This is a genomic window from Citrobacter sp. JUb117 (assembly GCF_024809055.1).
Classification (GTDB): Bacteria; Pseudomonadota; Gammaproteobacteria; order Enterobacterales; family Enterobacteriaceae; genus Citrobacter; species Citrobacter gillenii.
Map to the genome: position 1 here is coordinate 528,332 of NZ_JANUFB010000003.1, position 26,814 is coordinate 555,145.

Genomic DNA, 26,814 nt, shown 5'->3' on the forward strand with positions numbered 1-26,814 from the left:
CCTGCCGGTATCCGATTACTCTTCGCTGAACAGGTCGCCGCCGTGCATATCGATCATTTCCAGCGCCTTGCCGCCGCCGCGCGCCACACAGGTCAGCGGATCTTCAGCAACAACGACTGGAATACCGGTCTCTTCCATTAACAGACGGTCAAGGTTACGCAGCAGTGCACCACCGCCGGTTAACACCATACCGCGCTCGGAGATGTCAGACGCCAGTTCTGGCGGACATTGTTCCAGGGCAACCATGACCGCGCTGACGATACCGGTCAGCGGTTCCTGCAGCGCTTCCAGAATCTCGTTAGAGTTCAGGGTAAAGCCACGTGGAACGCCTTCAGCCAGGTTACGGCCGCGAACTTCGATCTCAAGCACTTCGTCGCCCGGATAAGCCGATCCGATTTCGTGTTTGATACGTTCAGCGGTCGCTTCGCCGATCAGGGAACCATAGTTACGACGCACATAATTAATGATGGCTTCATCGAAACGGTCACCACCGATACGTACGGAGGAGGAGTAAACGACGCCGTTCAGGGAGATAACGGCAACTTCAGTGGTACCACCACCGATATCCACAACCATAGAACCGGTTGCTTCGGAAACAGGCAGACCTGCACCGATCGCTGCCGCCATCGGCTCTTCAATCAGGAATACTTCACGCGCACCGGCACCCTGAGCAGACTCACGAATGGCACGACGTTCAACCTGAGTTGCGCCAACCGGAACACACACCAGCACTCGCGGGCTTGGGCGCATAAAGCTGTTGCTGTGCACTTGTTTGATAAAGTGCTGAAGCATTTTTTCAGTCACGAAGAAGTCAGCGATAACGCCGTCTTTCATTGGGCGAATTGCAGCAATGTTGCCCGGCGTACGACCCAGCATCTGCTTCGCATCATGACCTACTGCTGCCACGCTTTTCGGCGAACCGGCACGATCCTGTCGAATGGCCACAACAGAAGGCTCATTCAATACGATGCCTTGTCCTTTTACATAAATAAGGGTATTCGCGGTACCCAGGTCAATGGACAGGTCATTGGAAAACATGCCACGAAATTTTTTCAACATACTAAGGGATAATCCTGAAAGCTGGGGCGGAAAACAAAATCCGCTTACTTTACCAACCACACGCAGCAGCGACAAGGCGGAAAAATCATCTGCTACGGTGAAAATTAGTGCAGTTCGTTTCCTTTGTTACAAAACCGGCCTGAGTCCATCAGGGCTGAAAAAATCAGCAGCACTCCTCGCTTTTGTTTGCAACCTGTCAAAGGTCATTCACCTGCATGTTTGCTGTTACATTCTGGCGAGCAGACAAGCACACCCCCAGAAGGCACAACGCGCGTTATTCTACGTGAAAACAAATTAAACGGCAGGTTAAACCGAGTATCTTTGCGAATATTTTTTCACGTTTGTGTCAAGTGGCTGTGATGCGGCAAAAAAATCCCCTTGCCCACCCGCGACTCCACGTTCTGTCAGCGTACGCCACTCACTACGCGAACGAACGCCAGTGGCATACACCTGCGTTGGCGTGCCTGAGCAGGCCTCCACCAGGCTCTGAACCAACAGCTGGTTCTCCGTACGTTTATCAATGTTTCTCACCAGACTTGGATGAAGCTTCAAGAGCTCGACATTGAGTTCTTTAATCCAACTGGTACTCACCAGCGTCAACCCCGCCTGCGTCACGGCAATGCGGACACCCAGCGCATCCATCAAACGGATAACGGGCTGTAACCGGCTGATGTGTTGACAAACATCTGCCTCAGCAAGTTCAATAATTATGCGTTTTCGCAGCGATTTTTCGCACTGCATCAAGGTATCACGCAGCCAACGCTGAAAACGCGGTCGAATAAGTGACTCAACCGTCGTCTGGATCGCCAGACTTTCCTGCGGCCAATATCCCAATAACAAGATCAGACGGCTAATCTGCAAACGGTCATATTCTTCCGCCAGGCCAAATTGCAGCACCATCGGCATATATTCCGCCGAGATAACCTCTTCACTGCCATCAAAAATGCGGCACATTAATTCCCGATGGTGTACTCGTCCTTCATGGGTGACCGCAGGTTTCTGATAGAGCCTTGGACCGCCCCGACTGAGCATCTGCTCAATGAGCGTGCGCCAGCGTACATTACCCCGACCTTTTTCCGGCAGCGAGTCATCATAAACTGACCAACTGTTCCCGCCCTGTAATACCGAGTTCCGGGTTGCCGCTTCAGCGTGCTCCATCACCTGTTCAGCGGACTGGCCGCTGCGACAGACGCAAATGCCAATATGAATCATATCGGCACGATCAATTTTTTTATTAGTCGGAAGGGCATCGACCGCTTTTAACAACTGCCCTGCGATGCTTTCCGCCTCTTTCAAGGTGCGGTGCGGCAGCAGGATGGCAAAATCGCTACGGTGGTAGCGCGCCAACAGCGCCCCAGGATAACGCGCAATAAAGGTCGATAATAAATTGACCAGCGCCGAGATTTGTTCTTCCGCAAGATCCCCCCCCCAACTGTCGCGCAAAAGCGTAAAGTCCGGCAAACGCACCATCATTACCACGCCGTGGGCGCCCACTTTCTCCTGATCTTCCAGCAGCGTCGCCAGTTGATTGTCAAAAAACAGACGATTGCTGAGCCCGGTTTTTGTATCCTGCGCCACATACGATCGGATAAGCGTATCCAGCCTGCTGCGCTGCTCGCGAGCGCTTTGAATTTCGGTGAGCAGCATATCGAGCGCACTGCTGGTGCGCGCCGGCCATTCATACACGGTTCCCCGCACGTTCGGCCCACGTTCACCGTTAAGGATCCGCGTGGAACGAATCTCCAACAGTTCCTGCCCGGAAAGCTGGCGCTGTAGCCAGCGCACCGACAAAAATAACATCAGGATAATAAAACCAATCGATAGCGTGAGCGGTGCGGTGGTCATCAGCGAATGGAAATAATTGCCCATCGGATCCTGATACACCAGGCGCAGCGACATCCCCGGATGCTTGAGCAAAGGGACAGTGATCTCACGGTACAGATTGTTTGTTCCCGCCGGGCGATAACTGCTGGTGCGGGAATGGCTATAAACCTTGCTTTCCCCCTGCAGCAGCTCAACGCGAACGATATCAACCGACACCATCAGCTCGTCTATTTGCGGCGTTAAGGTGACAAAATTTTTAGAGACCAGGTGCGTGTCGATCGCCGTCGCGACGGCCTGGACACGACTAGTGAACTTATATTGGATCGCATTGTAGAAACTCAGCGAGCAGCCGATCAGCGTCACGAAGATCGTTAACCCTGTGAGCAAAGTCACAAAAGCTGAAAATTTCGTCGTTAATCGCATCCTTGTGTTAACTCCGACAGTTATGAATTAGGCATGAAAATGGAAAAGCGACACGAAAATGCAAAAATGAACGCGAAATCCGTCAATTTACATAAATAGTGTGGGCATACTACCAAATCAGGTATATCTGGCAATTTATTGCGCAGAATCGGCATCATGTTTTGATTAACGAGTATAGTCTTCATCATTCATTTTCCAATCCACTATATGAATTGAGGACAGGTTATGCAGGCTTTGATCTTAGAACAGCAGGACGGTAAAACCCTCGCATCCGTTCAACCCCTCGACGAAAATCAGCTACCGGAAGGCGATGTGACGGTGGATGTTCACTGGTCGAGCCTGAACTATAAAGATGCCCTGGCCATCACCGGCAAGGGAAAAATTATCCGTAATTTTCCGATGATTCCTGGTATCGATTTCGCCGGTACCGTTCGCCACAGTGAAGATCCCCGTTTTCACGCTGGTCAGGAGGTGTTGCTGACCGGTTGGGGCGTGGGCGAAAACCATTGGGGCGGACTGTCCGAACGGGCTCGTGTAAAAGGTGACTGGCTGGTTGCGCTACCAAATGGACTGAGTAGCCGCAACGCGATGATCATCGGCACTGCCGGTTTTACCGCCATGCTGTGCGTGATGGCGCTTGAAGATGCCGGTATTCGCCCGCAAGACGGTGAGATTGTTGTCACCGGTGCCAGCGGCGGCGTGGGTAGCACTGCCGTTGCGTTACTGCACAAGCTGGGGTATCAGGTTGCAGCGGTATCGGGTCGCGAAAGCACGCACGACTATCTGCGTAGTCTGGGCGCCAACCGAATCCTCGGTCGTGATGAATTTGCTGAAACTCGCCCGCTGGAAAAACAGCTGTGGGCTGGCGCCATTGATACCGTTGGCGACAAAGTACTGGCAAAAGTCCTCGCGCAGATGAACTATGGTGGCTGCGTTGCTGCCTGTGGTCTGGCAGGTGGTTTTGCACTGCCCACCACGGTGATGCCGTTCATTCTGCGCAATGTGCGCCTACAAGGTGTTGATTCCGTTATGACGCCAGCCGCGCGCCGTGCTCAGGCCTGGCAACGTCTGGTCACTGACCTGCCGGAATCTTTCTACGCTCAGGCCGCAACTGAAATTACGCTCGCCGACGCGCCGAAGCTTGCTGACGCCATCATTAATAATCAGGTGCAAGGCCGCACGCTGGTGAAAATCGCCTAATCTGCAATTTTTCGTGATAAATTCGCGATAAGCCTTTGCCTCCGTCATGCTTAGCAAAACGCATGACGGAGGATGATATGAAATCCAAAAAACTGACGGAAACCGACGTAACGGCAGAATCTGTTTTTATGCTGCAACGTCGCCAGGTATTGAAAGCGCTGGGCATCAGTGCGACAGCCCTTTCCCTCTCTCCCAACGCCCAGGCCGATCTGCTAAGTTGGTTTAAAGGCAATGACCGACCGCCCGCACCCGCCGGAAAACCGCTTGATTTCACGAAACCTGCCGCCTGGCAAAATACATTGCCGTTAACGCCGGAAGATAAAGTCACCGGCTACAACAACTTCTATGAGTTCGGTCTCGATAAAGCAGACCCGGCAGCCAACGCGGGCAGTTTAAAAACCGATCCGTGGACGCTGAAAATTAGTGGCGAAGTGGCAAAGCCATTAACCCTCGATCACGATGCGTTGACCACCCGCTTCCCGCTGGAGGAACGCATTTATCGCATGCGCTGTGTAGAAGCCTGGTCCATGGTCGTGCCGTGGATTGGCTTTCCTTTACATAAGCTGCTGGCACTGGTTGAACCCACCAGCAATGCGAAATATGTGGCGTTCGAAACGCTCTACGCACCGGATGATATGCCGGGACAGAAAGATCGCTTTATTGGCGGAGGGCTGAAATACCCCTACGTTGAAGGTTTACGCCTTGATGAAGCCATGCACCCGCTCACGCTGCTCACCGTGGGCGTTTATGGCAAAGCGCTTCCCCCGCAGAATGGCGCCCCTATTCGATTAACCGTACCGTGGAAATACGGTTTTAAAGGAATTAAGTCGATAGTCAGCATTAAGCTGACGCGCGATCGCCCGCCGACCACCTGGAATATGGCGGCGCCTAATGAATATGGGTTTTATGCCAATGTTAACCCCGGCGTCGATCACCCCCGCTGGTCACAAGCCACAGAACGTTTTATTGGCGCAGGCGGTATCCTCGACGTACAGCGTCAACCTACGCTGCTGTTTAACGGCTATGCCGATGAGGTCGCTTCGCTGTATCACGGCCTTAACTTGAGGGAGAATTTTTAAGTGCGTCTGACGGCAAAACACATCACCTGGCTGAAAGTTTGCCTGCATCTTGCCGGCTTTTTACCTTTTGTCTGGCTCTTTTGGGCCATTAATAATGGCGAATTAAGCGCCGATCCGGTCAAGGATATTCAACACTTTACCGGTAGGACGGCTCTGAAATTCTTGTTGGCAACCTTGCTGATCTCGCCGCTGGCGCGCTACGCTAAGCAGCCACTCTTAATACGCACTCGCCGCCTGTTAGGACTCTGGTGTTTTGCCTGGGCCACCTTGCATTTAACCAGTTATGCGCTGCTGGAGCTGGGCATTAACAACCTGAGTCTGTTGGGTCGAGAGCTAACGACACGGCCTTATCTGATGCTGGGAATTATCAGTTGGACTCTGTTATTTGCCCTCACACTCACCTCCACCCAGGCTGCGCAGCGGAAACTGGGAAAACGCTGGCAACTTTTACACAACTTCGTCTATCTTGTGGCGATCCTGGCCCCCGTGCATTACCTGTGGTCGGTGAAGATTTTATCCCCGCAACCAATCATTTATGCCGCGCTCGCCGTCGTGCTTTTAGCCTGCCGTTATAAGAAGTTCCGCCAGTGGTGGCGGTAGTTTCGGGATATGTGCAGTGCGTTGCAAAACACAGACGAACCCACGTTCTTTACATGCAGGCGGTTGATTATCTTCCCTGATAAGACCAGTATTTAGCTGCCAATTGCTACGAAATGGTTATAATGTGCGACCTTGCTTTCCCTGGAGGCGTTTTTACAGCGCGGAAAGGGTGACAATCGGGTATTGAAGGTATATTTTGTCTTTTACCCGAAAATGGCAGAAGATAGCCACACAATGACTGGTAAGTTTTGATATCTCGTTTAATGGCTGCAGCACGCAGTGCAACGCCAGAGAGGGGTGACATCTTGTCACCAACAGTTATTCAAATGCTATACAGACGGCGATAAAACGCCTGTCACAATTTCACTAAACAAAGAGTACGGAACCCACTCATGGATATTCGTAAGATTAAAAAACTGATCGAGCTGGTTGAAGAATCAGGCATCTCCGAACTGGAAATTTCTGAAGGCGAAGAGTCTGTACGCATCAGCCGCGCAGCGCCAAATGCAGGTTTCCCGATGATGCAACAGGCTTATGCTGCACCAATGATGCAACAACCTGCTCCGTATAACGCTGTCGCGCAAACTGCAGCGCCAAGCATGGAAGCCCCTGCTGCAGCGGAAATCAGTGGTCACATCGTACGTTCCCCGATGGTTGGTACTTTCTACCGCACCCCGGGCCCTGACGCTAAACCGTTTATCGAAGTGGGCCAGAAAGTGAATGCGGGCGATACCCTTTGCATCGTTGAAGCCATGAAAATGATGAACCAGATCGAAGCCGATAAATCCGGCGTGGTAAAAGCGATTCTGGTAGAAAGTGGTCAACCGGTAGAATTTGACGAGCCGCTGGTCGTCATCGAGTAACGAGGCGAACATGTTGGATAAAATCGTTATCGCCAACCGTGGCGAGATTGCCCTGCGTATTCTTCGTGCCTGTAAAGAACTGGGCATCAAGACCGTCGCTGTACACTCAAGCGCGGATCGCGATCTAAAACACGTATTACTGGCAGATGAAACGGTCTGTATTGGCCCGGCTCCGTCTGTTAAAAGCTATCTGAATATCCCGGCAATCATCAGCGCCGCTGAAATCACTGGCGCGGTCGCTATTCACCCGGGTTACGGCTTCCTGTCTGAAAACGCCAACTTTGCTGAGCAGGTAGAACGCTCTGGCTTTATCTTCATCGGCCCGAAAGCCGACACCATCCGCCTGATGGGCGACAAAGTGTCTGCAATTACTGCCATGAAGAAAGCAGGCGTACCGACCGTTCCAGGTTCTGACGGCCCACTGGGCGACGATATGGACGCAAACCGCGCCCATGCCAAGCGCATCGGCTATCCGGTCATCATCAAAGCCTCCGGCGGCGGCGGCGGTCGCGGTATGCGTGTTGTACGCGGCGACGCTGAACTGGCTCAATCCATTTCCATGACCAAAGCTGAAGCGAAAGCTGCTTTCAACAATGACATGGTTTACATGGAAAAATACCTGGAGAACCCACGCCACATCGAAATTCAGGTGTTGGCTGACGGTCAGGGTAACGCAATCTATCTGGCAGAACGTGACTGCTCCATGCAGCGCCGTCACCAGAAAGTGGTCGAAGAAGCACCAGCACCGGGCATTACCCCGGAACTGCGTCGTTACATCGGCGAACGTTGCTCCAAAGCCTGTGTGGATATCGGCTACCGTGGAGCGGGTACTTTCGAGTTCCTGTTCGAAAACGGCGAGTTCTATTTCATTGAAATGAACACCCGTATCCAGGTAGAGCATCCAGTTACCGAAATGATCACCGGCGTTGATCTGATCAAAGAGCAGCTGCGTATCGCTGCGGGTCAGCCGCTGTCCATTACGCAGGATGAAGTTGTGGTTAAAGGCCATGCGGTAGAATGCCGTATCAACGCCGAAGACCCGAACACCTTCCTGCCAAGCCCGGGTAAAATCACGCGTTTCCACGCGCCGGGTGGTTTTGGTGTGCGCTGGGAGTCTCATATTTACGCGGGTTACACCGTACCGCCTTACTATGACTCCATGATCGGCAAACTTATTTGTTATGGCGAAAACCGTGACGTGGCGATTGCCCGCATGAAAAACGCCTTGCAGGAACTGATCATCGACGGGATCAAAACCAACGTCGATCTGCAGATCCGCATCATGAATGATGAGCACTTCCAGCGTGGTGGTTCCAATATCCACTACCTAGAGAAGAAACTCGGACTTCAGGAAAAGTAAGTACGCATTAACTGTAAAGGCCGGATCCTCCGGCCTTTTGTTTTTCTCCCCTCCGGCACGTCCCATAAGGTACAATCCCCGCTTTCTTTATCCACAAGGGACAAAAAATGGACGCTCGTTTTGTTCAGGCCCATAAAGAGGCGCGCTGGGCGCTGTGGCTGACCCTTTTCTATCTTGCTACATGGTTAGTAGCCGCTTACTTACCAGACTCCACGCTGGGCTTTACTGGCTTACCACACTGGTTCGAAATGGCCTGCTTGCTAACCCCGCTGGTTTTCATTGTTCTGTGCTGGGCGATGGTGAAATTTATCTATCGCGATATTCCTCTGGAGGATGACGATGCAGCTTGAAGTGATTTTGCCGCTTGTCGCCTATCTGGTGGTGGTGTTTGGTCTCTCTGTGTACGCGATGAGAAAGAGAACAACCGGCACGTTCCTGAATGAGTATTTCCTCGGCAGCCGCTCAATGGGCGGGGTCGTTTTAGCCATGACGCTGACCGCAACATATATCAGCGCAAGCTCGTTTATTGGTGGCCCGGGGGCCGCGTATAAATACGGGCTGGGATGGGTGCTGTTGGCGATGATCCAACTGCCGGCCGTCTGGTTGTCGCTGGGTATTCTTGGCAAGAAATTTGCGATTCTGGCCCGACGCTACAACGCCGTCACCCTTAACGATATGCTGTTTGCCCGCTATCAGAGCCGTTTGCTGGTCTGGCTGGCGAGCCTCAGCCTGTTGGTAGCTTTCGTTGGCGCGATGACAGTGCAATTCATCGGCGGCGCACGTTTGCTGGAAACCGCTGCGGGTATTCCATACGAAACAGGTCTGCTGATCTTTGGTATCAGTATTGCGTTATACACCGCATTCGGTGGATTTCGTGCCAGCGTGCTCAATGACACCATGCAGGGCATGGTGATGCTAGTTGGGACCATTGTTCTGCTTGTGGGTGTGGTCCACGCAGCGGGCGGCCTCAGCAACGCGGTGGAGACGCTGCAAACGATCGATCCGAAACTGGTGACCCCACAAGGCGCTGATGACATGCTGTCCCCAACCTTTATGACTTCGTTCTGGGTTCTGGTGTGCTTTGGCGTGATTGGCCTGCCGCATACCGCCGTGCGCTGTATCTCTTATAAGGACAGTAAAGCGGTCCATCGTGGGATGATTATCGGCACGATTGTGGTGGCAATCCTGATGTTTGGTATGCACCTGGCGGGTGCATTAGGACGCGCGGTGCTCCCTGACCTGACAGTACCGGATCTGGTTATCCCCACCTTGATGGTAAAAGTCCTGCCACCGATTGCCGCGGGGATCTTCCTTGCCGCACCGATGGCGGCGATCATGTCGACGATCAACGCCCAATTGCTGCAAAGTTCCGCTACGATCATTAAAGATCTCTACCTGAATCTGCGCCCGGAACAGCTGAAAAATGAAACCCGCCTGAAGCGCATGTCGGCGGTGATCACCCTGTTGTTGGGGGCGTTGTTGTTGCTGGCCGCGTGGAAACCACCAGAGATGATCATCTGGCTCAACCTGCTGGCGTTTGGCGGGCTGGAAGCGGTATTCCTGTGGCCGCTGGTGCTGGGCCTGTACTGGGAGCGAGCGAACGCAGCGGGCGCACTGAGCGCCATGATTGTCGGCGGTGTGCTGTATGCCATACTCGCTACCTTTAACATTCAGTACCTGGGCTTCCATCCAATTGTGCCCTCGTTGCTGCTAAGTTTGCTGGCTTTCCTGGTCGGAAACCGTTTTGGTTCTGTCGCCCCGCAAGCCGCCATATTGACTACTGATAAATAAAGAGTTTTGCCATGCCATGGATCCAACTGAAACTGAACACCACCGGTGCTAATGCAGAAGAGCTGAGCGATGCGCTGATGGAAGCGGGTGCCGTTTCTATCACCTTCCAGGACACGCATGATACGCCGGTGTTTGAACCGCTGCCGGGCGAAACCCGCCTTTGGGGTGACACCGATGTAACGGGTCTGTTCGATGCAGAAACCGACATGAAAGAAGTGGTTGCCCTTCTGGAACAGCATCCGCTGCTCGGTGCGGGGTTTGTGCATAAAATTGAACAGCTTGAAGATAAAGACTGGGAGCGTGAATGGATGGATAACTTCCACCCAATGCGCTTTGGCGAACGTCTGTGGATTTGCCCAAGCTGGCGCGATGTGCCGGATGAGAACGCCGTCAACGTGATGCTGGATCCAGGTCTGGCGTTTGGTACCGGCACCCACCCAACCACCTCTTTGTGTCTGCAATGGCTGGATGGCCTCGATCTGAACGGAAAGACGGTGATCGACTTTGGTTGCGGTTCCGGCATTCTGGCTATTGCAGCGCTCAAATTGGGTGCAGCAAAAGCCATTGGTGTAGACATCGATCCGCAAGCCATTCAGGCAAGTCGCGATAATGCGCAGCGTAATGGCGTTTCTGACCGCCTGGAACTGTACCTGCCACAGGATCAGCCAGAGGCCATGAAAGCCGACGTGGTGGTTGCCAACATCCTTGCTGGCCCATTGCGTGAACTGGCACCGTTAATCAGCGTGTTGCCAGTTGAGGGCGGCTTACTGGGCCTTTCCGGTATTCTTGCCAGCCAGGCGGACAGCGTCTGCGAAGCCTACGCCGATCTCTTTACGCTCGATCCGGTGATCGAGAAAGAAGAGTGGTGCCGCATTACTGGCAGGAAAAAATAAACTCCCCTCGTGGCCTCTTCGCAGGCCACGTCTTTCCCGTTTTTTGTACATCCCGCACAACGTCCCTGCGCTAGAATATTTGTTTAACTCATTGAAGTTAAAAACAAATAAATACTAATCATTCACTGGACGAATTGTATGAAAACAACTTTTGGTAAGGCGGCGCTGTTGGCGCTAAGCATCATGCCCGCAACGGTTTTTGCATCTCACTGGAGCTATGAAGGAGAAGGCTCTCCTGAACACTGGGGCGCGCTCAGCGAGGAGTACAAAACTTGCCAGGCCGGAATGAACCAATCCCCCATCAACATTGACACAACGCTTACAGCTCATCTCCCACCGCTTACCATTCACTATACCGATGGACCGGCCACGCTCATCAACAATGGCCATACCATTCAGGCGGGTCTAAAGGCCTCGACCAAAGATAGCGTTACCATTGATGGAATACCATTCATCCTCCAACAGTTCCATTTTCACGCCCCCAGCGAAAATACCGTTCATGGCAAACATTACGCCATGGAGGCACATCTGGTGCACAAAGATGCAAAAGGTGATGTTGCCGTCGTCGCAGTCATGTTTGATATCGGGACAGAAAACGCAGAGCTAAATAAACTGTGGGCAACAATGCCCGAACAAGCTGAGCAGGACGTCAGAGTAACCACGCAGATGGATCTTAATGCACTGCTGCCCATCGATAAGACTTACTGGCGCTTTAGCGGTTCTCTGACAACCCCTCCCTGCACCGAAGGCGTAACCTGGATTATCCTGAAACACCCGATGACGCTTTCAGAAGTACAGCTTAAAAAATTCACTCAGACTATGCATCACAACAACAACCGGCCAGAACAACCGCTCAATGGCCGCGTGATCGTGGAGTAATCCTCAGAACCCGCTCAGAAGGCGTCTGCGAAGACTACGCCGATCTCTTTACACTCGATCTGCTGCTCGAAAAAGAAGAGTGGTGCCGCATTACCGGTCAAAAAAAATCTTTACGGCGTAGTTCTCTGGCTGCGCCATTTTCAGACAATACACCAGCCAATAATCCCCCACCCCAACGCTAAAATACTCAACATAGTCATTTGATTTTATTTGTTTTTAAACACAGACATTTACCGGGTGAATATATGTATCTAATCCGTGTTAGAACAACGCTGCTGCTGGCATGCATCATGTCCTTTTCAGTGCAGGCATCGTCATGGGGATATAGCATCGGAGATACCTCCCCTGAACATTGGGGGGAAATCAACAACGAGTATAAAAGTTGCCAGACCGGGGTAAATCAATCCCCTATCAATATTCAGCCCAGCGATACCAGCAAACTGGGGCTCCCTATACTCACCATGCAGTACACCGATAGCCCAGTAAGGTTCCAGAGCATCAATCATACGCTTCAGGCGACGATGAACAGCTATACCCCTGATACCCTCAACATTGACAATCAGCTTTACTATTTAAAGCAATTGGATTTTCACGCACCGAGTGAACACACCATCGAGGGGAAAAACTACGCGATGGAGCTCCAGCTGCTCCACAAAAATCAGCAAGGTGATACCGTTATTGTGGCTGTCATGTTTGATGTTGACGAACCGAATCAAGCCATTAAAAACTTGTGGGAATCCTTTCCAACCATGGAAGGTAGCAACATGCCCATCTTCTCACCGGTCAACATCAACCAACTTTTGCCCGACAATAAAGTCTACTGGCGCTACAGCGGCTCATTGACGATTCCGCCATGTAGTGAAAACGTTACCTGGATTGTCCTGAAAACGCCAATATCCCTCTCAACCGAACAGCTTGAAAGTTTCAGGTACATCGTAGGACATATGAACAACCGTCCACTGCAACCACTGAATGGTCGCGAGGTTGAGGACAGCCAATCAGGCAACACCGAGATCCTGTACTAAAATGAGGTGACGATCACACAATGTCCCGATAATTTGCTGATTAATTCAGCAGATTATCTTGCCAGTATCTCCAGGCGATGAAGAAAAAATGAGAAGTTACGCAAAATTATATGCGTATATAAAACAGACACATTTTTATAATCCAATGATTTATATAATTAATTATTTTCATCCGTTCACATTTACGGCAATTCATTGATCCACCTCAGTGGATTGGTCAAAGTTTGGCCTTTCATCTCGTGCAAAAAATGCGTAATATACGCCGCCTTGCAGTCACAGTATGGTCATTTCTTAACTCATGCGTATCGGACAATATCAGCTCAGAAATCGCCTGATCGCAGCACCTATGGCTGGCATCACTGACAGACCATTCAGGACGCTGTGCTACGAGATGGGAGCAGGATTGACGGTATCCGAGATGATGTCTTCTAACCCGCAGGTTTGGGAAAGTGATAAGTCTCGTTTACGGATGGTGCACGTTGATGAACCAGGAATTCGCACGGTGCAAATTGCCGGTAGCGACCCTGTTGAAATGGCCGATGCCGCACGTATTAACGTGGAAAGCGGCGCCCAAATTATTGATATCAATATGGGGTGTCCGGCTAAAAAAGTGAATCGCAAGCTTGCAGGTTCAGCCCTCTTGCAGTACCCGGATTTAGTGAAATCGATACTAACCGAGGTCGTCAATGCAGTGGACGTTCCTGTCACTCTCAAGATTCGCACCGGCTGGGCTCCGGAACACCGTAACTGCGTAGAGATTGCCCAACTGGCTGAAGACTGTGGCATTCAGGCTCTGACCATTCATGGACGCACCCGCGCCTGTTTGTTCAATGGAGATGCTGAGTACGACAGTATTCGGGCAGTTAAGCAGAAAGTTTCCATTCCGATTATCGCGAATGGCGACATTACTGACCCGCATAAAGCCAGAGCTGTGTTCGACTATACGGGGGCTGATGCCCTGATGATAGGCCGTGCAGCTCAGGGAAGACCCTGGATCTTTCGGGAAATCCAGCATTATCTGGACACTGGGGAGCTGCTACCCCCCCTGCCTCTGGCAGAGGTGAAGCGCTTGCTTTGTGCGCACGTTCGGGAACTGCACGACTTTTATGGTCAGGCAAAAGGGTACCGAATTGCGCGTAAACACGTATCCTGGTATCTCCAGGAACACGCTCCAAATGACCAGTTTCGGCGCACATTCAACGCCATTGAAGATTCCAGCGAACAGCTGGCGGCGTTGGAGGCATACTTCGAAAATTTTGCGTAAACAGAAATAAAGAGCTGACAGAACTATGTTCGAACAACGCGTAAATTCTGACGTACTGACCGTTTCTACCGTTAACTCTCAGGATCAGGTAACTCAAAAACCCCTGCGTGACTCGGTTAAACAGGCACTGAAGAACTATTTTGCTCAACTGAATGGTCAGGATGTTAATGATCTCTATGAGCTGGTACTGGCTGAAGTAGAACAGCCCCTGTTGGACATGGTGATGCAATACACCCGCGGTAACCAGACCCGTGCTGCCCTGATGATGGGCATCAACCGTGGTACGCTGCGTAAAAAACTGAAAAAATACGGCATGAACTGATACTAATCAGTTAAATGTTTGTTTTAAAAGGCGCTACTCGGCATGGGGAAGCGCCTTTTTTATAAGCATCATAAGGAGGCTTTGACGATGAACGCAGGATGTGAACCCGTCTATTTTGGCGATGAATCGAAAAAGATAATCCACGGTGATGCGCTGACCGAACTGAAAAAACTGCCGTCTACAAGCGTCGACCTCATTTTTGCTGACCCACCTTATAACATCGGCAAAGATTTTGACGGGCTCGTAGAATCCTGGGACGAAGAGACCTTTCTGGCATGGTTGTTTGAGTGTATTGATGAATGCCATCGAATACTCACGCCGCAGGGTACCATGTACATCATGAACAGTACGGAGAATATGCCGTATATCGACCTCAAATGTCGCCAGCTTTTCACCATCAAAAGCCGCATCGTGTGGTCCTATGATAGCTCGGGAGTCCAGGCCAAAAACTTCTTTGGCTCAATGTATGAGCCTATCTTGATGATGGTCAAAGACTCGAAAAGCTATACCTTTAATCGTGATGACGTTCTGGTTGAGGCTAAAACGGGCGCCAAGCGCGCGCTAATCGATTACCGAAAGAACCCACCTCAGCCGTACAATCATCAAAAGGTGCCCGGTAACGTCTGGGATTTTCCCCGCGTACGCTATCTGATGGATGAGTACGAAAACCATCCGACCCAAAAACCTCAGGCGCTGTTAGAACGCATTATTCTCGCGTCCTCCAACCCGGGTGAGATTGTGTTAGATCCGTTCGCAGGAAGCTTCACCACGGGCGCGACGGCAGTGGCGTTGAATCGCAGATTTATCGGTATCGAAGTCAATGATGAATACGTAAAAATGGGGCTTAGAAGACTGAGCATTAGCTCCCACTTTTCAGAAAATGACCTTGCAAAGGTCAAAAAGCGAAAGACAAAAAACCTGTCTAAAAAGAGCCGATTAGCTGAAAAGAACAACGTAATTTCAACAAAGTAAAAGCATTGTAAGTCTGCTTTTCAGCATAGAGATTTCGTGTATATTCCCTGCACGCTTGGGTATGAATACACAGGATTTGGTAATGATTCGCAAGTATTGGTGGCTGGTTGTTTTTGCTGTCTTTGTTTTTCTTTTTGATGCCCTACTCATACAGTGGATTGAGTTAATGACAACAGAGCATGATAAGTGCCGGAATATGAACTCGGTGAATCCCCTCAAGCTGGTCAACTGCATCGACCTTGAATAACCCATCCGCTAACGCGCGTTTCCAGCCGTCATGCCATGGCGGCTGACTGCGATCAGCCGAATCTACCCTACCTGATTTTCACGCTCAACAAATTGCATCACACAGCCATCGGGACTTAGCATTTTTAATACGTTATCGACTAATACTGGCGCCTGTTCATAAAGATCATAACTGACTGGATTCATTAACCAGTTTTTTATTATCCCACTAAAGCTTCCGTGTAAAATAATCAGGATAACGTCTAAATCCAGACTGGTGGCGATAAGATTTTCATCCATACATTTCTGTAATGAATCACGTATTCTTTGATGGCAAAGGCCTATTTTATCGCGAATATCCTGTTCCGATATCATATCGTTATGGAATTCACATTTATGATATAAAATTTGCATTAATGCCTGCTGGCGGGGGATTTTTGCAATATATTGCAAACCCACGACTAATTTCTCCCGTAGCCTCTGTAGCGGATTGTCACCCCAACGTCCGATGAGTTGGTCCTGAATAAGATCGCGCAAGGGAGGTTGCTGCAGCCAAAGCTCATTAAACAGTTGACTCTTATTGTCGAAATGCCAATAGATTGCACCTCGCGTCACGTTAGCGGCATCCGCTATGTCATTAAGCGTTGTATTGCCGACACCCCGTGCCGCAAACTGTACAATCGCCGTTTCAATCAGATGCTGGCGCGTTTTGAGGGCATCAGCTTTCGTTTTTCTCGCCATGGTTCGAATGCCTGAGACAGAGTAGGGAATGATAAACTTTCTTATCTAATATTTACTGTACGGAATTAATGTATCACTTAGCCTTTATTTAGACGAGTTCTAAAACATTTCATTACATACACTCAGCACAAATAAACAATGTGAATAAAATGAAAAAATACATTCACCAATGCAATACCTATTTCTATATGTGTTAATGCAAGTCATAACATGACTAATCTTCGCTTAATGAAAGGGCAGTTGTTTCTTCTTTTTTTGTTTTTATGTGCCGTGGATTACGCCGCAAAATAAGTATTGCTTACATCGCAAGCTAATTATTTGTAGGATAGCTAACTATTATTTTTTATTTGTGCGCGTTATCACCTGCCATTACTCCGGTAAATAACGAGCCTTCGGTTCTTTAAGGAATAGAAATGACGAAAACTGCCAGGTTCTCGCTCCTGCCCTCATTCATCATCATCTCCGCTGCATTACTCGCCGGCTGTAACGATCAAGGAGAAACACAGGCACATCCCACCGAGCCACAGGTGACAGTCCATGTTGTTGAGTCAGCCCCCTTAGCCGTGACGACCGAATTACCGGGGCGTACAAGCGCATTTCGCATTGCAGAAGTACGCCCTCAGGTCAGCGGGATTGTACTTAAACGGAATTTCACCGAAGGCAGTGATGTTGAAGCTGGCCAGTCGCTTTACCAGATCGATCCCGCGACCTATCAGGCTGACTATGACAGCGCTAAAGGTGAACTGGCAAAAAGCGAAGCCGCGGCAGCAATCGCGCACTTAACGGTAAAACGCTATGTTCCACTGGTCGGAACAAAATATATCAGCCAGCAAGAATACGATCAGGCCATTGCTGACGCACGTCAGGCCGATGCCTCCGTTATTGCCGCCAAAGCGGCTGTCGAAAGCGCGCGTATTAACCTTGCCTACACCAAAGTGACATCACCGATTAGCGGACGCATCGGTAAATCTAGCGTCACCGAGGGCGCGCTGGTCACTAATGGTCAGGCTACAGCGCTCGCTACCGTGCAACAGCTCGATCCGATTTACGTCGATGTGACGCAGTCCAGTAACGACTTTATGCGCCTCAAACAGTCTATTGCACAAGGCAGTCTGCATAAAGACAACACCAGCAGCACCGTCGAACTGGTGATGGAAAATGGCCAGTCATACCCGCTGAAAGGCACGTTGCAATTTTCTGACGTGACGGTTGATGAAAGCACTGGGTCAATCACTCTCCGAGCCGTATTCCCTAACCCGCAGCACACTCTACTACCCGGTATGTTTGTGCGCGCACGCGTTGATGAAGGCGTTCAACCCAATGCCATCCTCGTTCCACAGCAGGGCGTGACGCGTACGCCGCGCGGCGATGCCACCGTGATGGTCGTTAACGACAAGAGCCAGGCTGAAACTCGCCCAGTCGTCGCCGTGCAAGCTATTGGCGACAAGTGGCTGATTAGCGAAGGCTTACAGTCGGGTGACAAAGTCATCGTAAGTGGTTTACAGAAAGCGCGCCCTGGCGTGCAGGTTAAAGCCACCACCGATGTCCCTGCAGCGACTGCGGCGCAATAAGGTAACAGGACATGGCAAACTTTTTTATTAGGCGTCCTATCTTTGCCTGGGTACTGGCCATCATTTTGATGATGGCGGGTGCGCTGGCAATCATGCAGCTGCCCGTGGCGCAGTATCCTACTATTGCCCCTCCTGCCGTTGCGATTTCCGCAACCTACCCAGGTGCGGATGCGCAAACCGTGCAGGACACGGTCACACAGGTTATCGAACAAAACATGAACGGTATCGATAACCTGATGTATATGTCATCCACCAGCGACTCAGCTGGCAGCGTGACTATCACGCTGACGTTCCAGTCCGGCACCGATCCTGATATTGCTCAGGTACAGGTACAAAACAAACTGCAGCTCGCGACCCCATTACTGCCACAGGAAGTCCAGCAGCAGGGTATCGGCGTTGAGAAATCAAGCAGCAGCTTTTTGATGGTCGCGGGCTTTGTTTCTGACAATCCACAGACCACGCAAGATGACATCTCGGACTATGTCGCCTCAAACATTAAAGACTCCATCAGTCGTTTAAACGGCGTGGGCGACGTGCAACTGTTTGGTGCACAGTACGCCATGCGTATCTGGCTGGATGCGAATTTATTGAACAAATACCAGCTCACACCGGTTGATGTCATTAACCAGTTGAAGGTGCAAAACGATCAGATAGCCGCAGGCCAGTTAGGCGGGACACCTGCATTACCTAATCAGCAGCTTAACGCTTCGATAATTGCGCAAACACGCCTGAAAGATCCTCAAGAGTTCGGCAAAGTGACATTACGCGTGAACAGTGATGGCTCTGTTGTTCACTTGAAGGATGTGGCGCGCATTGAGTTAGGTGGAGAAAACTACAACGTCGTTGCCCGTATTAACGGTAAACCGGCATCCGGCCTTGGTATCAAGCTGGCTACCGGTGCTAACGCGCTGGATACCGCCAACGCAATTAAAGCTAAACTGGTCGAACTGCAACCGTTCTTCCCGCAGGGAATGAAGGTTGTTTACCCATATGACACCACGCCGTTCGTCACCATCTCTATTCATGAGGTAGTGAAAACACTGTTCGAAGCGATCGTGTTGGTGTTCCTCGTGATGTACCTGTTTCTGCAAAACATCCGCGCCACGCTCATTCCAACCATCGCCGTGCCCGTCGTATTACTGGGTACCTTTGCCGTACTGGCAGCGTTTGGCTACTCGATAAACACCCTGACGATGTTCGGGATGGTACTCGCCATCGGCCTGTTGGTCGATGATGCGATAGTGGTGGTCGAGAACGTTGAACGCGTGATGATAGAAGAAAATCTCCCCCCCAAAGAGGCGACGGAGAAATCCATGTCGCAGATTCAGGGGGCGTTGGTGGGTATCGCCATGGTGCTGTCTGCGGTGTTTATCCCGATGGCCTTCTTTGGTGGTTCCACCGGGGCAATTTACCGCCAGTTCTCAATCACCATCGTTTCTGCCATGGCACTTTCGGTACTGGTCGCATTGATTTTGACCCCTGCGCTCTGTGCCACATTGCTCAAACCGGTGTCAGCAGAGCACCACGAGAAAAAGAGCGGCTTCTTCGGCTGGTTTAATGCCAAATTCGATCACAGCGTCAACCACTATACCAATAGCGTCAGTGGCATTATTCGTAAAACTGGACGTTATCTGGTCGTCTATCTGATCATCGTTGTGGGAATGGCGGTGCTGTTTATGCGCCTACCCACCTCCTTCCTGCCGGAAGAAGATCAGGGTGTATTCTTGACCATGATTCAACTTCCGGCTGGCGCAACACAAGAACGTACCCAAAAGGTGCTGGATCAGGTCACCCACTACTACCTGAACACGGAGAAAGCCAACGTTGAAAGCGTCTTTACGGTTAACGGCTTTAGCTTCAGCGGACAAGGGCAAAACTCAGGGATGGCGTTTGTCAGCCTCAAGCCCTGGGAAGAGCGTAGCGGAACGGAAAATAACGTTGAATCGATTATTGCCCGTGCGACCCGCGCCTTTAGCCAGATTCGTGATGGCCTGGTATTCCCCTTCAACATGCCCGCCATTGTTGAATTGGGCACGGCAACTGGCTTTGACTTTGAGCTGATTGACCAGGGAGGACTGGGACACACGGCGTTAACCCAGGCACGTAATCAGTTGATGGGGATGGTCGCCCAACACCCGGACCTGCTGGTTCGTGTACGCCCTAATGGCCTGGAAGATACCGCACAGTTCAAGCTGGATGTCGATCAGGAAAAAGCGCAGGCGCTGGGTGTTTCGCTATCTGATATTAACGAAACCATTTCCGCTGCACTGGGCGGCTACTACGTCAATGACTTCATTGACCGCGGCCGCGTGAAAAAAGTGTACGTCCAGGCTGATGCAAAATTCCGTATGTTGCCGGAAGACATCAATAATCTCTATGTCCGCAGCGCCAATGGCGAAATGGTGCCATTCTCAACATTTAGCTCTTCTCAATGGGTCTATGGTTCACCACGGCTGGAACGTTACAACGGTATGCCATCAATGGAGCTACTGGGAGAAGCCGCACCGGGTAGAAGTACCGGCGAAGCCATGGCGATGATGGAAAGCCTGGCAGAAAAACTGCCAACCGGTATCGGTCATGACTGGACCGGTATGTCTTACCAGGAACGCCTGTCAGGTAACCAGGCACCTGCATTGTATGCCATCTCGTTAATCGTTGTCTTCCTTTGCCTTGCCGCATTGTATGAGAGTTGGTCGATTCCCTTCTCCGTCATGCTCGTGGTTCCACTGGGTGTTGTGGGTGCACTACTGGCCGCGTCGCTGCGCGGAATGAATAACGATGTGTACTTCCAGGTCGGCCTGCTTACCACCATCGGTCTCTCTGCCAAAAACGCCATACTGATTGTGGAATTTGCCAAAGACCTGATGGATAAAGAGGGTAAAGGCTTGATTGAAGCGACGCTGGAAGCCTCCCGCATGCGTCTTCGCCCAATCCTGATGACTTCGCTGGCCTTTATTCTGGGGGTTATGCCGTTGGTAATCAGTCGCGGCGCAGGTAGTGGCGCACAAAATGCGGTTGGTACCGGTGTGATGGGGGGAATGCTCACCGCCACATTGCTCGCTATCTTCTTCGTTCCTGTCTTCTTTGTTGTCGTTAGACGACGTTTTAGTCGACACAATGATTAATTTGTAAAATAAAGGCGTCTACGGACGCCTTTTTACCGGATATTGAGATCTTTATTTATTAATAAGATAGCCATTTATTTTTTCCCACCCCTCAGAAAAAAAGCATTTATTGCTATCTGCTTTATTCATTATGTTTACAAACCACACGAATTGAGATTATTCCTCATGTCAGTCTTTTTTTAAGAGGTGGTAAAATAGCTTTCGATTTCGCAGATGGCTTTGCGTTTGTCTTTGCTTTATTAGCGAAACGTTTATTTTAGAGGTAACACCATGAAAAGATTAATTTCCGTTGCATTGCTGACAGCATTACTGGCAGGCTGTGCACACGATTCTCCTTGCGTACCTGTCTATGACGATCAGGGCCGCCTGGTTCATACCAATACCTGTATGAAAGGCACCACACAGGATAACTGGGAAACAGCAGGTGCAATCGCCGGTGGTGCAGCTGCCATTGCCGGCCTAACACTTGGGATCGTTGCCCTAACCAAATGAATCCTCTTAAAAGCGCGGTACCTGCCGCGCTTTTAATCAGAATGATAATTATCATATAAGACAAAAGGTTGGTGTAAGACATCAATCATAGAATAAGATTATTATAGATTCCACTCACATATCCGCGATGTGAAATTAGCATTTTTTGTATTTTTCGTAACAACATGTCCTCCTATCGTTATTCTCACGTCATCAATATTACCGCCCGAAATCGTTATCCTGCGTCCTGTCTGAATTTTAAATTTTTTGCGCCGAAATGTGGCTTACGTTTCAATTTTGCACCACTTCAGGGCGCTGCATTTATTTTTTCCTGTCTACACTCTGCATATTGCGTCGAATATTCGGTCGCAAAAAACTGGCACTACCTTTGCTTAGAAGAGTATGGCCAAAGCCACAGACAGGTAAAAGACGTTTTCAAAACGTCTCCATAACAATAATTCCTCCACACAGGATGCTCTATGAAAAAGATGATAATAGCCAGCCTGGCTGCGGCCGGCGTGATGCTTGCGATCGCAAATCAGGCACATGCCGGCGCAACGCTTGATGCCGTAAAGAAAAAAGGATTTGTACAATGTGGTATCAGTGATGGTTTGCCTGGTTTTTCTTACGCCGATGCGAACGGTAAATTTTCGGGTATTGATGTCGATGTTTGCCGCGGTGTTGCCTCTGCCGTATTCGGTGATGATACAAAAGTAAAATATACCCCACTCACCGCCAAAGAACGCTTCACAGCGTTACAGTCCGGCGAAGTCGATCTTCTCTCACGTAACACCACCTGGACCTCTTCTCGTGATGCTGGTATGGGCATGTCCTTTACTGGTGTAACGTATTACGATGGCATTGGTTTTCTCACCCACAATAAAGCTGGTCTGAAGAGCGCTAAAGAACTGGATGGCGCAACGGTGTGTATTCAGGCAGGTACAGATACCGAACTGAACGTGGCCGATTACTTTAAGGCCAACAACATGAAGTACACCCCCGTCACCTTTGACCGATCGGACGAATCCGCCAAGGCACTGGAATCTGGTCGCTGCGATACGCTTGCCTCCGACCAGTCTCAGCTGTATGCCCTGCGAATCAAGCTAAGCAATCCTGCAGAATGGATCGTCCTGCCTGAAGTTATCTCCAAAGAGCCGCTGGGACCTGTCGTCCGCCGTGGAGATGACGAGTGGTTTTCCATTGTTCGCTGGACCCTGTTCGCTATGCTGAACGCTGAAGAGATGGGTGTTAACTCGAAAAACGTTGATGAAAAAGCAGCTAACCCGGCAACACCGGATATGGCTCACCTGCTAGGCAAAGAAGGTGACTACGGCAAAGATCTGAAGCTCGATAACAAATGGGCTTACCATATTATTAAGCAGGTAGGAAATTACGCGGAGATCTTTGAACGTAACGTGGGATCGGAAAGCCCGCTGAAGATCAAACGCGGACAGAACAACCTCTGGAATAACGGCGGCATCCAATACGCACCGCCGGTGCGTTAATCCGTAGCGATGTAACGGGCGCCGCAGCTGCGGCGCTCAGCCCAGAGTCACAGTTACCGAGGTTTTCTTATGCCCCATCGCCGCTCAAGCGTAAAAGGATCATTCTCCTTTTCTAACCCTGCGGTCCGCGCCTGGTTATTTCAAATACTCGCCGTCATTGCGGTCGTCAGCATTGCGGTCTACCTCATTCATAACACGATTAATAACCTGAGCAGCCGCGGTATTACCTCGGGGTTTTCTTTTCTCGATCGCAGTGCCGGATTTGGCATTGTTCAGCATCTGATTGATTACGAGCAGGGCGATACCTATGGCCGCGTCTTTCTGGTCGGTCTGCTTAATACACTGTTAGTCTCCGCGCTGTGCATTGTTTTCGCGTCATTTCTCGGTTTTTTTCTCGGACTGGCGCGGTTGTCGGATAACTGGTTACTGCGCAAGCTCTCAACGATTTATATCGAAACGTTCCGCAATATTCCCCCGCTGCTGCAAATCTTCTTCTGGTATTTTGCTGTGTTACGTAATTTACCTGGCCCACGCCAGGCTGTTAACGCATTGGATATCGCATTCCTGAGCAACCGCGGGCTCTATATTCCGGCACCACAAATGGCAGAGGGTCTTGTTGCCTTTTGCGCTGCCGCCCTGATTGCTGCCATCATCTCCATTGGGTTATTTCGCTTTAATAAAATGCATCAGACTAAAACAGGTCAGTTACGACGGACCTGGCCTACGGCCCTGGCGCTGTTCGCTTTTTTACCGATGCTTTCACAGTGGATTTTTGGCGCAGCGCTACACTGGGATGTGCCTGAACTACGCGGCTTTAACTTCCGTGGCGGCATGGTGCTTATACCAGAACTGGCTGCGCTGACGCTGGCACTTTCGGTGTATACCTCCGCATTTATTGCAGAAATTATTCGCGCAGGTATTCAGGCCGTGCCTTATGGTCAGCACGAGGCAGCACGCTCACTGGGGCTGCCAAATCCGGTAACCCTTCGCCAGGTTATTATCCCGCAGGCGCTGCGCGTCATCATTCCCCCGCTGACCAGCCAGTACCTGAATATCGTAAAAAACTCCTCCCTGGCTGCAGCCATCGGCTACCCGGATATGGTTTCACTGTTTGCTGGGACCGTACTTAACCAAACAGGACAGGCCATTGAAACCATTGCCATTACCATGTCGGTGTATCTGATCATCAGCCTGAGCATTTCTCTGTTGATGAATATTTATAACCGTCGGATCGCACTGATTGAGCGCTAAGGAGCCATGATGACAAAAGCACTGCTGTCTCACCCCACGCGCCAGAACAGTAATCACGCAGGACGCGTTATTTTGTGGGTACGCAAGAACCTGTTCTCTAGTTGGTCAAATAGCCTGCTCACGCTGTTGTGCGTGTGGTTAATGTGGGCGTTTATTCCCCCTCTATTGAACTGGGCATTTCTACAGGCGAACTGGGTAGGATCTACCCGGGCAGATTGTACGAAAGCAGGAGCCTGCTGGGTGTTCATCCATGAACGCTTTGGCCAATTTATGTATGGACTCTATCCACACGATCAACGTTGGCGAGTAAATCTGGCCCTGGTTATCGGTCTGCTTTCTATCGCCCCGATGTTCTGGAAAGCCATGTCCCACCGTGGTCGCTATATCGCCGTCTGGGCAGTGGTTTACCCCATTGTGGTCTGGTGGCTGATGTACGGTGGTTTTTTCGGTCTCGAACGTGTCGAAACCCGGCAGTGGGGAGGATTAACGCTAACCTTGATTATCGCCTCCGTCGGTATTGCCGGTGCACTTCCATGGGGAATTTTACTGGCATTAGGTCGTCGTTCTCATATGCCCGTCGTGCGGATTTTATCCGTTATTTTCATTGAGTTCTGGCGTGGAGTACCGTTGATCACCGTGCTGTTTATGTCCTCAGTGATGCTGCCATTGTTTATGTCGGAAGGTACCAGCATCGACAAACTAATTCGCGCGCTGGTTGGGGTGATCCTTTTCCAGTCTGCCTATGTCGCGGAGGTGGTGCGCGGAGGATTACAAGCCTTACCAAAGGGGCAGTATGAAGCCGCCGAGTCACTGGCACTAGGATACTGGAAGACGCAGGGACTGGTTATTCTTCCCCAAGCGCTTAAGTTGGTTATTCCCGGCCTGGTCAACACGATTATCGCGCTGTTCAAAGATACCAGCCTGGTCATCATCATAGGTCTGTTTGATCTTTTTAGTAGCGTACAACAAGCAACCGTCGATCCCGCCTGGCTGGGGATGTCGACAGAAGGCTACGTTTTTGCCGCACTGATTTACTGGATTTTCTGTTTCAGCATGTCTCGTTACAGCCAGCATCTGGAAAAACGTTTTAACACCGGGCGTACACCGCACTGAGGAATTTATGAGCCAATTATTAATGCCGTCTACCGACGCGATGATTACGCTGGAAAACGTCAACAAGTGGTATGGGCAGTTTCATGTTCTTAAGAATATTAACCTGAAGGTAAAACAGGGGGAGCGCATCGTATTATGTGGGCCTTCTGGCTCTGGTAAATCGACAACCATCCGCTGTATTAATCATCTGGAAGAGCATCAGCAAGGACGCATTGTGGTGGATGGGATTGAACTCAACGAAGACATCCGCAATATTGAGCGTGTCAGGCAAGAAGTCGGTATGGTCTTTCAGCACTTTAATCTCTTTCCGCATTTGACGGTCTTGCAAAACTGCACATTGGCCCCTATTTGGGTCCACAAGATGCCAAAGAAAGAGGCTGAGGTTCTGGCCATGCACTATCTTGAACGGGTTCGTATTGCGGAACATGCGCATAAATTCCCGGGACAAATCTCCGGAGGACAGCAGCAGCGTGTGGCTATTGCGCGCTCGCTGTGTATGAAACCCAAAATTATGTTGTTTGACGAACCCACCTCGGCGCTGGATCCTGAAATGGTGAAAGAAGTACTGGATACTATGATTGGCCTGGCGCAATCAGGAATGACGATGTTGTGTGTCACCCATGAAATGGGCTTTGCACGCACGGTAGCCGACAGAGTGATTTTTATGGATCTAGGTGAAATAGTGGAACAGGCACCCCCGGATGAGTTTTTTGCCAATCCACGTTCTGAACGTACGCGAGCGTTTTTATCGCAGGTAATACATTAATATTATCATCCACTTGCATATAACGGCACTACATTTATCAGACCAATAATGGTACCAATCCTAAAGGTCGGATAGGGCGTTGACACCGTCATCTGGCCTTTTCTGAGTACACATAACGCAAAAAGGCCATCCTTTCGGATGGCCTTTTCACTTATTTGATGTCTGGCAGTTCCCTACTCTCGCATGGGGAGACCCCACACTACCATCGGCGCTACGGCGTTTCACTTCTGAGTTCGGCATGGAGTCAGGTGGGACCACCGCGCTACAGCCGCCAGACAAATTCTTTTCTACGTGCCGAACATTAACCTAAAAACTGGTGCTGATACCCAGAGTCGAACTGGGGACCTCACCCTTACCAAGGGTGCGCTCTACCAACTGAGCCATATCAGCACACTAAATTTGATGCCTGGCAGTTCCCTACTCTCGCATGGGGAGACCCCACACTACCATCGGCGCTACGGCGTTTCACTTCTGAGTTCGGCATGGGGTCAG

The 26,814-nt window shown here is 50.6% G+C and carries 25 protein-coding genes, 1 tRNA gene, 2 rRNA genes and 1 pseudogene; 23 read left to right on the plus strand and 6 right to left on the minus strand.

Annotated elements, in window-relative coordinates:
* Nucleotides 1-15: 15 nt before the first annotated feature.
* Nucleotides 16-1,059: a rod shape-determining protein MreB gene (gene mreB, locus M2374_RS09880; RefSeq protein WP_034498906.1), complete on the minus strand. Its 1,044-nt coding sequence runs from the start codon at nt 1,057-1,059 to the stop codon at nt 16-18.
* Here mreB and M2374_RS09885 point away from each other — a divergent pair.
* On the plus strand, nt 1,037-1,357 hold the full coding sequence (locus M2374_RS09885; RefSeq protein WP_153880057.1) for a hypothetical protein: 321 nt from the start codon (nt 1,037-1,039) through the stop codon (nt 1,355-1,357). The genes mreB and M2374_RS09885 overlap by 23 nt on opposite strands.
* Before the next feature lie 8 nt (nt 1,358-1,365).
* Here the strand turns inward: M2374_RS09885 and csrD are convergent, their stop codons facing one another.
* Entirely contained in the window at nt 1,366-3,306 is a 1,941-nt protein-coding gene (gene csrD, locus M2374_RS09890; protein WP_153880058.1) for an RNase E specificity factor CsrD, read from the minus strand.
* Between the two features lie 225 nt (nt 3,307-3,531).
* Here csrD and M2374_RS09895 point away from each other — a divergent pair, with 225 nt between their 5' ends.
* From M2374_RS09895 to M2374_RS09965, 15 genes and pseudogenes are all read left to right on the plus strand, one after another.
* Nucleotides 3,532-4,506, plus strand: coding sequence for an MDR family oxidoreductase (locus M2374_RS09895; protein WP_117342754.1), 975 nt, complete (start codon nt 3,532-3,534; stop codon nt 4,504-4,506).
* A 77-nt stretch (nt 4,507-4,583) separates the two neighbouring features.
* Complete coding sequence (msrP, locus tag M2374_RS09900) at nt 4,584-5,585, plus strand: protein-methionine-sulfoxide reductase catalytic subunit MsrP (protein WP_117342755.1); 1,002 nt, start codon at nt 4,584-4,586, stop codon at nt 5,583-5,585.
* Nucleotides 5,586-6,185 carry a protein-methionine-sulfoxide reductase heme-binding subunit MsrQ gene (gene msrQ / locus M2374_RS09905; RefSeq protein WP_181624759.1) on the plus strand — a complete coding sequence of 200 codons (600 nt, stop codon included), beginning with the start codon at nt 5,586-5,588 and terminating at the stop codon, nt 6,183-6,185.
* Between the two features lie 392 nt (nt 6,186-6,577).
* Nucleotides 6,578-7,048, plus strand: coding sequence for an acetyl-CoA carboxylase biotin carboxyl carrier protein (gene accB / locus M2374_RS09910; protein WP_096755462.1), 471 nt, complete (start codon nt 6,578-6,580; stop codon nt 7,046-7,048).
* Nucleotides 7,049-7,058: 10 nt separating this feature from the next.
* Nucleotides 7,059-8,408 carry an acetyl-CoA carboxylase biotin carboxylase subunit gene (gene accC / locus M2374_RS09915; RefSeq protein ID WP_096755461.1) on the plus strand — a complete coding sequence of 450 codons (1,350 nt, stop codon included), beginning with the start codon at nt 7,059-7,061 and terminating at the stop codon, nt 8,406-8,408.
* 107 nt (nt 8,409-8,515) lie between these two features.
* The gene (locus M2374_RS09920) at nt 8,516-8,758 is read left to right on the plus strand and encodes a YhdT family protein (RefSeq protein ID WP_096755460.1); all 243 of its coding nucleotides are present in this window, start codon (nt 8,516-8,518) and stop codon (nt 8,756-8,758) included.
* Nucleotides 8,748-10,199 (plus strand): sodium/pantothenate symporter, encoded by a 1,452-nt coding sequence (gene panF, locus M2374_RS09925; protein ID WP_181637501.1) that lies wholly within the window; start codon nt 8,748-8,750, stop codon nt 10,197-10,199. Before M2374_RS09920 ends, panF begins: the two co-directional genes overlap by 11 nt.
* An 11-nt stretch (nt 10,200-10,210) precedes the next feature.
* Nucleotides 10,211-11,092, plus strand: coding sequence for a 50S ribosomal protein L11 methyltransferase (gene prmA, locus M2374_RS09930; RefSeq protein ID WP_096755458.1), 882 nt, complete (start codon nt 10,211-10,213; stop codon nt 11,090-11,092).
* Nucleotides 11,093-11,230: 138 nt separating this feature from the next.
* Nucleotides 11,231-11,971, plus strand: coding sequence for a carbonic anhydrase (locus M2374_RS09935; protein ID WP_137362177.1), 741 nt, complete (start codon nt 11,231-11,233; stop codon nt 11,969-11,971).
* Nucleotides 11,971-12,078, plus strand: a pseudogene (prmA, locus tag M2374_RS09940) (50S ribosomal protein L11 methyltransferase); the annotation flags it as partial. The gene M2374_RS09935 and the pseudogene prmA (M2374_RS09940), both read left to right, overlap by 1 nt.
* A gap of 138 nt (nt 12,079-12,216) precedes the next feature.
* Entirely contained in the window at nt 12,217-12,996 is a 780-nt protein-coding gene (locus M2374_RS09945; RefSeq protein ID WP_181688699.1) for a carbonic anhydrase, read from the plus strand.
* 298 nt (nt 12,997-13,294) lie between these two features.
* Entirely contained in the window at nt 13,295-14,260 is a 966-nt protein-coding gene (gene dusB, locus M2374_RS09950; protein WP_096755457.1) for a tRNA dihydrouridine synthase DusB, read from the plus strand.
* Between the two features lie 25 nt (nt 14,261-14,285).
* Nucleotides 14,286-14,582: a DNA-binding transcriptional regulator Fis gene (gene fis / locus M2374_RS09955; RefSeq protein ID WP_000462905.1), complete on the plus strand. Its 297-nt coding sequence runs from the start codon at nt 14,286-14,288 to the stop codon at nt 14,580-14,582.
* An 87-nt stretch (nt 14,583-14,669) separates the two neighbouring features.
* A complete protein-coding gene (yhdJ, locus tag M2374_RS09960; protein WP_135911307.1) occupies nt 14,670-15,554 on the plus strand; it encodes an adenine-specific DNA-methyltransferase in 885 nt (294 codons plus the stop codon).
* An 82-nt stretch (nt 15,555-15,636) separates the two neighbouring features.
* Nucleotides 15,637-15,801: a DUF2556 family protein gene (locus tag M2374_RS09965; RefSeq protein ID WP_048213464.1), complete on the plus strand. Its 165-nt coding sequence runs from the start codon at nt 15,637-15,639 to the stop codon at nt 15,799-15,801.
* A 62-nt stretch (nt 15,802-15,863) separates the two neighbouring features.
* Here M2374_RS09965 and envR read toward each other — a convergent pair whose 3' ends face one another.
* Nucleotides 15,864-16,520, minus strand: coding sequence for an acrEF/envCD operon transcriptional regulator (gene envR, locus M2374_RS09970; RefSeq protein ID WP_096755455.1), 657 nt, complete (start codon nt 16,518-16,520; stop codon nt 15,864-15,866).
* A gap of 413 nt (nt 16,521-16,933) precedes the next feature.
* On the opposite strand from envR, the gene M2374_RS09975 reads away from it, so the two are divergent.
* The 7 genes from M2374_RS09975 to M2374_RS10005 all read left to right on the plus strand — a co-directional run bounded on the left by M2374_RS09975 (nt 16,934) and on the right by M2374_RS10005 (nt 26,322).
* Nucleotides 16,934-18,091 carry an efflux RND transporter periplasmic adaptor subunit gene (locus tag M2374_RS09975; protein WP_115257348.1) on the plus strand — a complete coding sequence of 386 codons (1,158 nt, stop codon included), beginning with the start codon at nt 16,934-16,936 and terminating at the stop codon, nt 18,089-18,091.
* Between the two features lie 11 nt (nt 18,092-18,102).
* Nucleotides 18,103-21,216, plus strand: a complete 3,114-nt coding sequence (locus tag M2374_RS09980; protein ID WP_117342760.1) for an efflux RND transporter permease subunit — start codon at nt 18,103-18,105, stop codon at nt 21,214-21,216.
* A 270-nt stretch (nt 21,217-21,486) separates the two neighbouring features.
* Entirely contained in the window at nt 21,487-21,708 is a 222-nt protein-coding gene (locus tag M2374_RS09985) for a lipoprotein (RefSeq protein WP_096755452.1), read from the plus strand.
* A 458-nt stretch (nt 21,709-22,166) separates the two neighbouring features.
* Nucleotides 22,167-23,192, plus strand: coding sequence for an amino acid ABC transporter substrate-binding protein (locus tag M2374_RS09990; protein ID WP_096755451.1), 1,026 nt, complete (start codon nt 22,167-22,169; stop codon nt 23,190-23,192).
* A gap of 69 nt (nt 23,193-23,261) precedes the next feature.
* Complete coding sequence (locus tag M2374_RS09995) at nt 23,262-24,443, plus strand: amino acid ABC transporter permease (RefSeq protein ID WP_115257346.1); 1,182 nt, start codon at nt 23,262-23,264, stop codon at nt 24,441-24,443.
* A gap of 9 nt (nt 24,444-24,452) precedes the next feature.
* Entirely contained in the window at nt 24,453-25,556 is a 1,104-nt protein-coding gene (locus M2374_RS10000; RefSeq protein WP_096755449.1) for an amino acid ABC transporter permease, read from the plus strand.
* Between the two features lie 7 nt (nt 25,557-25,563).
* The gene (locus tag M2374_RS10005; RefSeq protein WP_096755448.1) at nt 25,564-26,322 is read left to right on the plus strand and encodes an amino acid ABC transporter ATP-binding protein; all 759 of its coding nucleotides are present in this window, start codon (nt 25,564-25,566) and stop codon (nt 26,320-26,322) included.
* Nucleotides 26,323-26,482: 160 nt separating this feature from the next.
* Here M2374_RS10005 and rrf (M2374_RS10010) read toward each other — a convergent pair.
* The 3 genes from rrf (M2374_RS10010) to rrf (M2374_RS10020) form a co-directional block, all read right to left on the minus strand.
* Nucleotides 26,483-26,598, minus strand: a 5S ribosomal RNA gene (gene rrf, locus M2374_RS10010).
* Nucleotides 26,599-26,636: 38 nt separating this feature from the next.
* Nucleotides 26,637-26,712: transfer RNA gene (locus tag M2374_RS10015), tRNA-Thr, on the minus strand.
* 14 nt (nt 26,713-26,726) lie between these two features.
* Nucleotides 26,727-26,814, minus strand: a 5S ribosomal RNA gene (gene rrf / locus M2374_RS10020); the annotation flags it as partial.

Bases quoted from the DNA above. Each gene is read 5' to 3' on its own strand.
- M2374_RS09885 (WP_153880057.1), top strand. From the start codon at position 1,037: ATGCCACGAAATTTTTTCAACATACTAAGGGATAATCCTGAAAGCTGG.
- yhdJ (WP_135911307.1), top strand. From the start codon at position 14,670: ATGAACGCAGGATGTGAACCCGTCTATTTTGGCGATGAATCGAAAAAG.
- M2374_RS09935 (WP_137362177.1), top strand. From the start codon at position 11,231: ATGAAAACAACTTTTGGTAAGGCGGCGCTGTTGGCGCTAAGCATCATG.
- envR (WP_096755455.1), bottom strand. From the start codon at position 16,520: ATGGCGAGAAAAACGAAAGCTGATGCCCTCAAAACGCGCCAGCATCTG.
- accC (WP_096755461.1), top strand. From the start codon at position 7,059: ATGTTGGATAAAATCGTTATCGCCAACCGTGGCGAGATTGCCCTGCGT.
- M2374_RS09895 (WP_117342754.1), top strand. From the start codon at position 3,532: ATGCAGGCTTTGATCTTAGAACAGCAGGACGGTAAAACCCTCGCATCC.
- M2374_RS09920 (WP_096755460.1), top strand. From the start codon at position 8,516: ATGGACGCTCGTTTTGTTCAGGCCCATAAAGAGGCGCGCTGGGCGCTG.
- M2374_RS09980 (WP_117342760.1), top strand. From the start codon at position 18,103: ATGGCAAACTTTTTTATTAGGCGTCCTATCTTTGCCTGGGTACTGGCC.
- prmA (WP_096755458.1), top strand. From the start codon at position 10,211: ATGCCATGGATCCAACTGAAACTGAACACCACCGGTGCTAATGCAGAA.
- accB (WP_096755462.1), top strand. From the start codon at position 6,578: ATGGATATTCGTAAGATTAAAAAACTGATCGAGCTGGTTGAAGAATCA.
- M2374_RS09990 (WP_096755451.1), top strand. From the start codon at position 22,167: ATGAAAAAGATGATAATAGCCAGCCTGGCTGCGGCCGGCGTGATGCTT.
- M2374_RS09975 (WP_115257348.1), top strand. From the start codon at position 16,934: ATGACGAAAACTGCCAGGTTCTCGCTCCTGCCCTCATTCATCATCATC.
- msrP (WP_117342755.1), top strand. From the start codon at position 4,584: ATGAAATCCAAAAAACTGACGGAAACCGACGTAACGGCAGAATCTGTT.
- M2374_RS10000 (WP_096755449.1), top strand. From the start codon at position 24,453: ATGACAAAAGCACTGCTGTCTCACCCCACGCGCCAGAACAGTAATCAC.
- M2374_RS09995 (WP_115257346.1), top strand. From the start codon at position 23,262: ATGCCCCATCGCCGCTCAAGCGTAAAAGGATCATTCTCCTTTTCTAAC.
- fis (WP_000462905.1), top strand. From the start codon at position 14,286: ATGTTCGAACAACGCGTAAATTCTGACGTACTGACCGTTTCTACCGTT.
- M2374_RS09965 (WP_048213464.1), top strand. From the start codon at position 15,637: ATGATTCGCAAGTATTGGTGGCTGGTTGTTTTTGCTGTCTTTGTTTTT.
- dusB (WP_096755457.1), top strand. From the start codon at position 13,295: ATGCGTATCGGACAATATCAGCTCAGAAATCGCCTGATCGCAGCACCT.
- M2374_RS10005 (WP_096755448.1), top strand. From the start codon at position 25,564: ATGAGCCAATTATTAATGCCGTCTACCGACGCGATGATTACGCTGGAA.
- M2374_RS09985 (WP_096755452.1), top strand. From the start codon at position 21,487: ATGAAAAGATTAATTTCCGTTGCATTGCTGACAGCATTACTGGCAGGC.
- panF (WP_181637501.1), top strand. From the start codon at position 8,748: ATGCAGCTTGAAGTGATTTTGCCGCTTGTCGCCTATCTGGTGGTGGTG.
- M2374_RS09945 (WP_181688699.1), top strand. From the start codon at position 12,217: ATGTATCTAATCCGTGTTAGAACAACGCTGCTGCTGGCATGCATCATG.
- csrD (WP_153880058.1), bottom strand. From the start codon at position 3,306: ATGCGATTAACGACGAAATTTTCAGCTTTTGTGACTTTGCTCACAGGG.
- mreB (WP_034498906.1), bottom strand. From the start codon at position 1,059: ATGTTGAAAAAATTTCGTGGCATGTTTTCCAATGACCTGTCCATTGAC.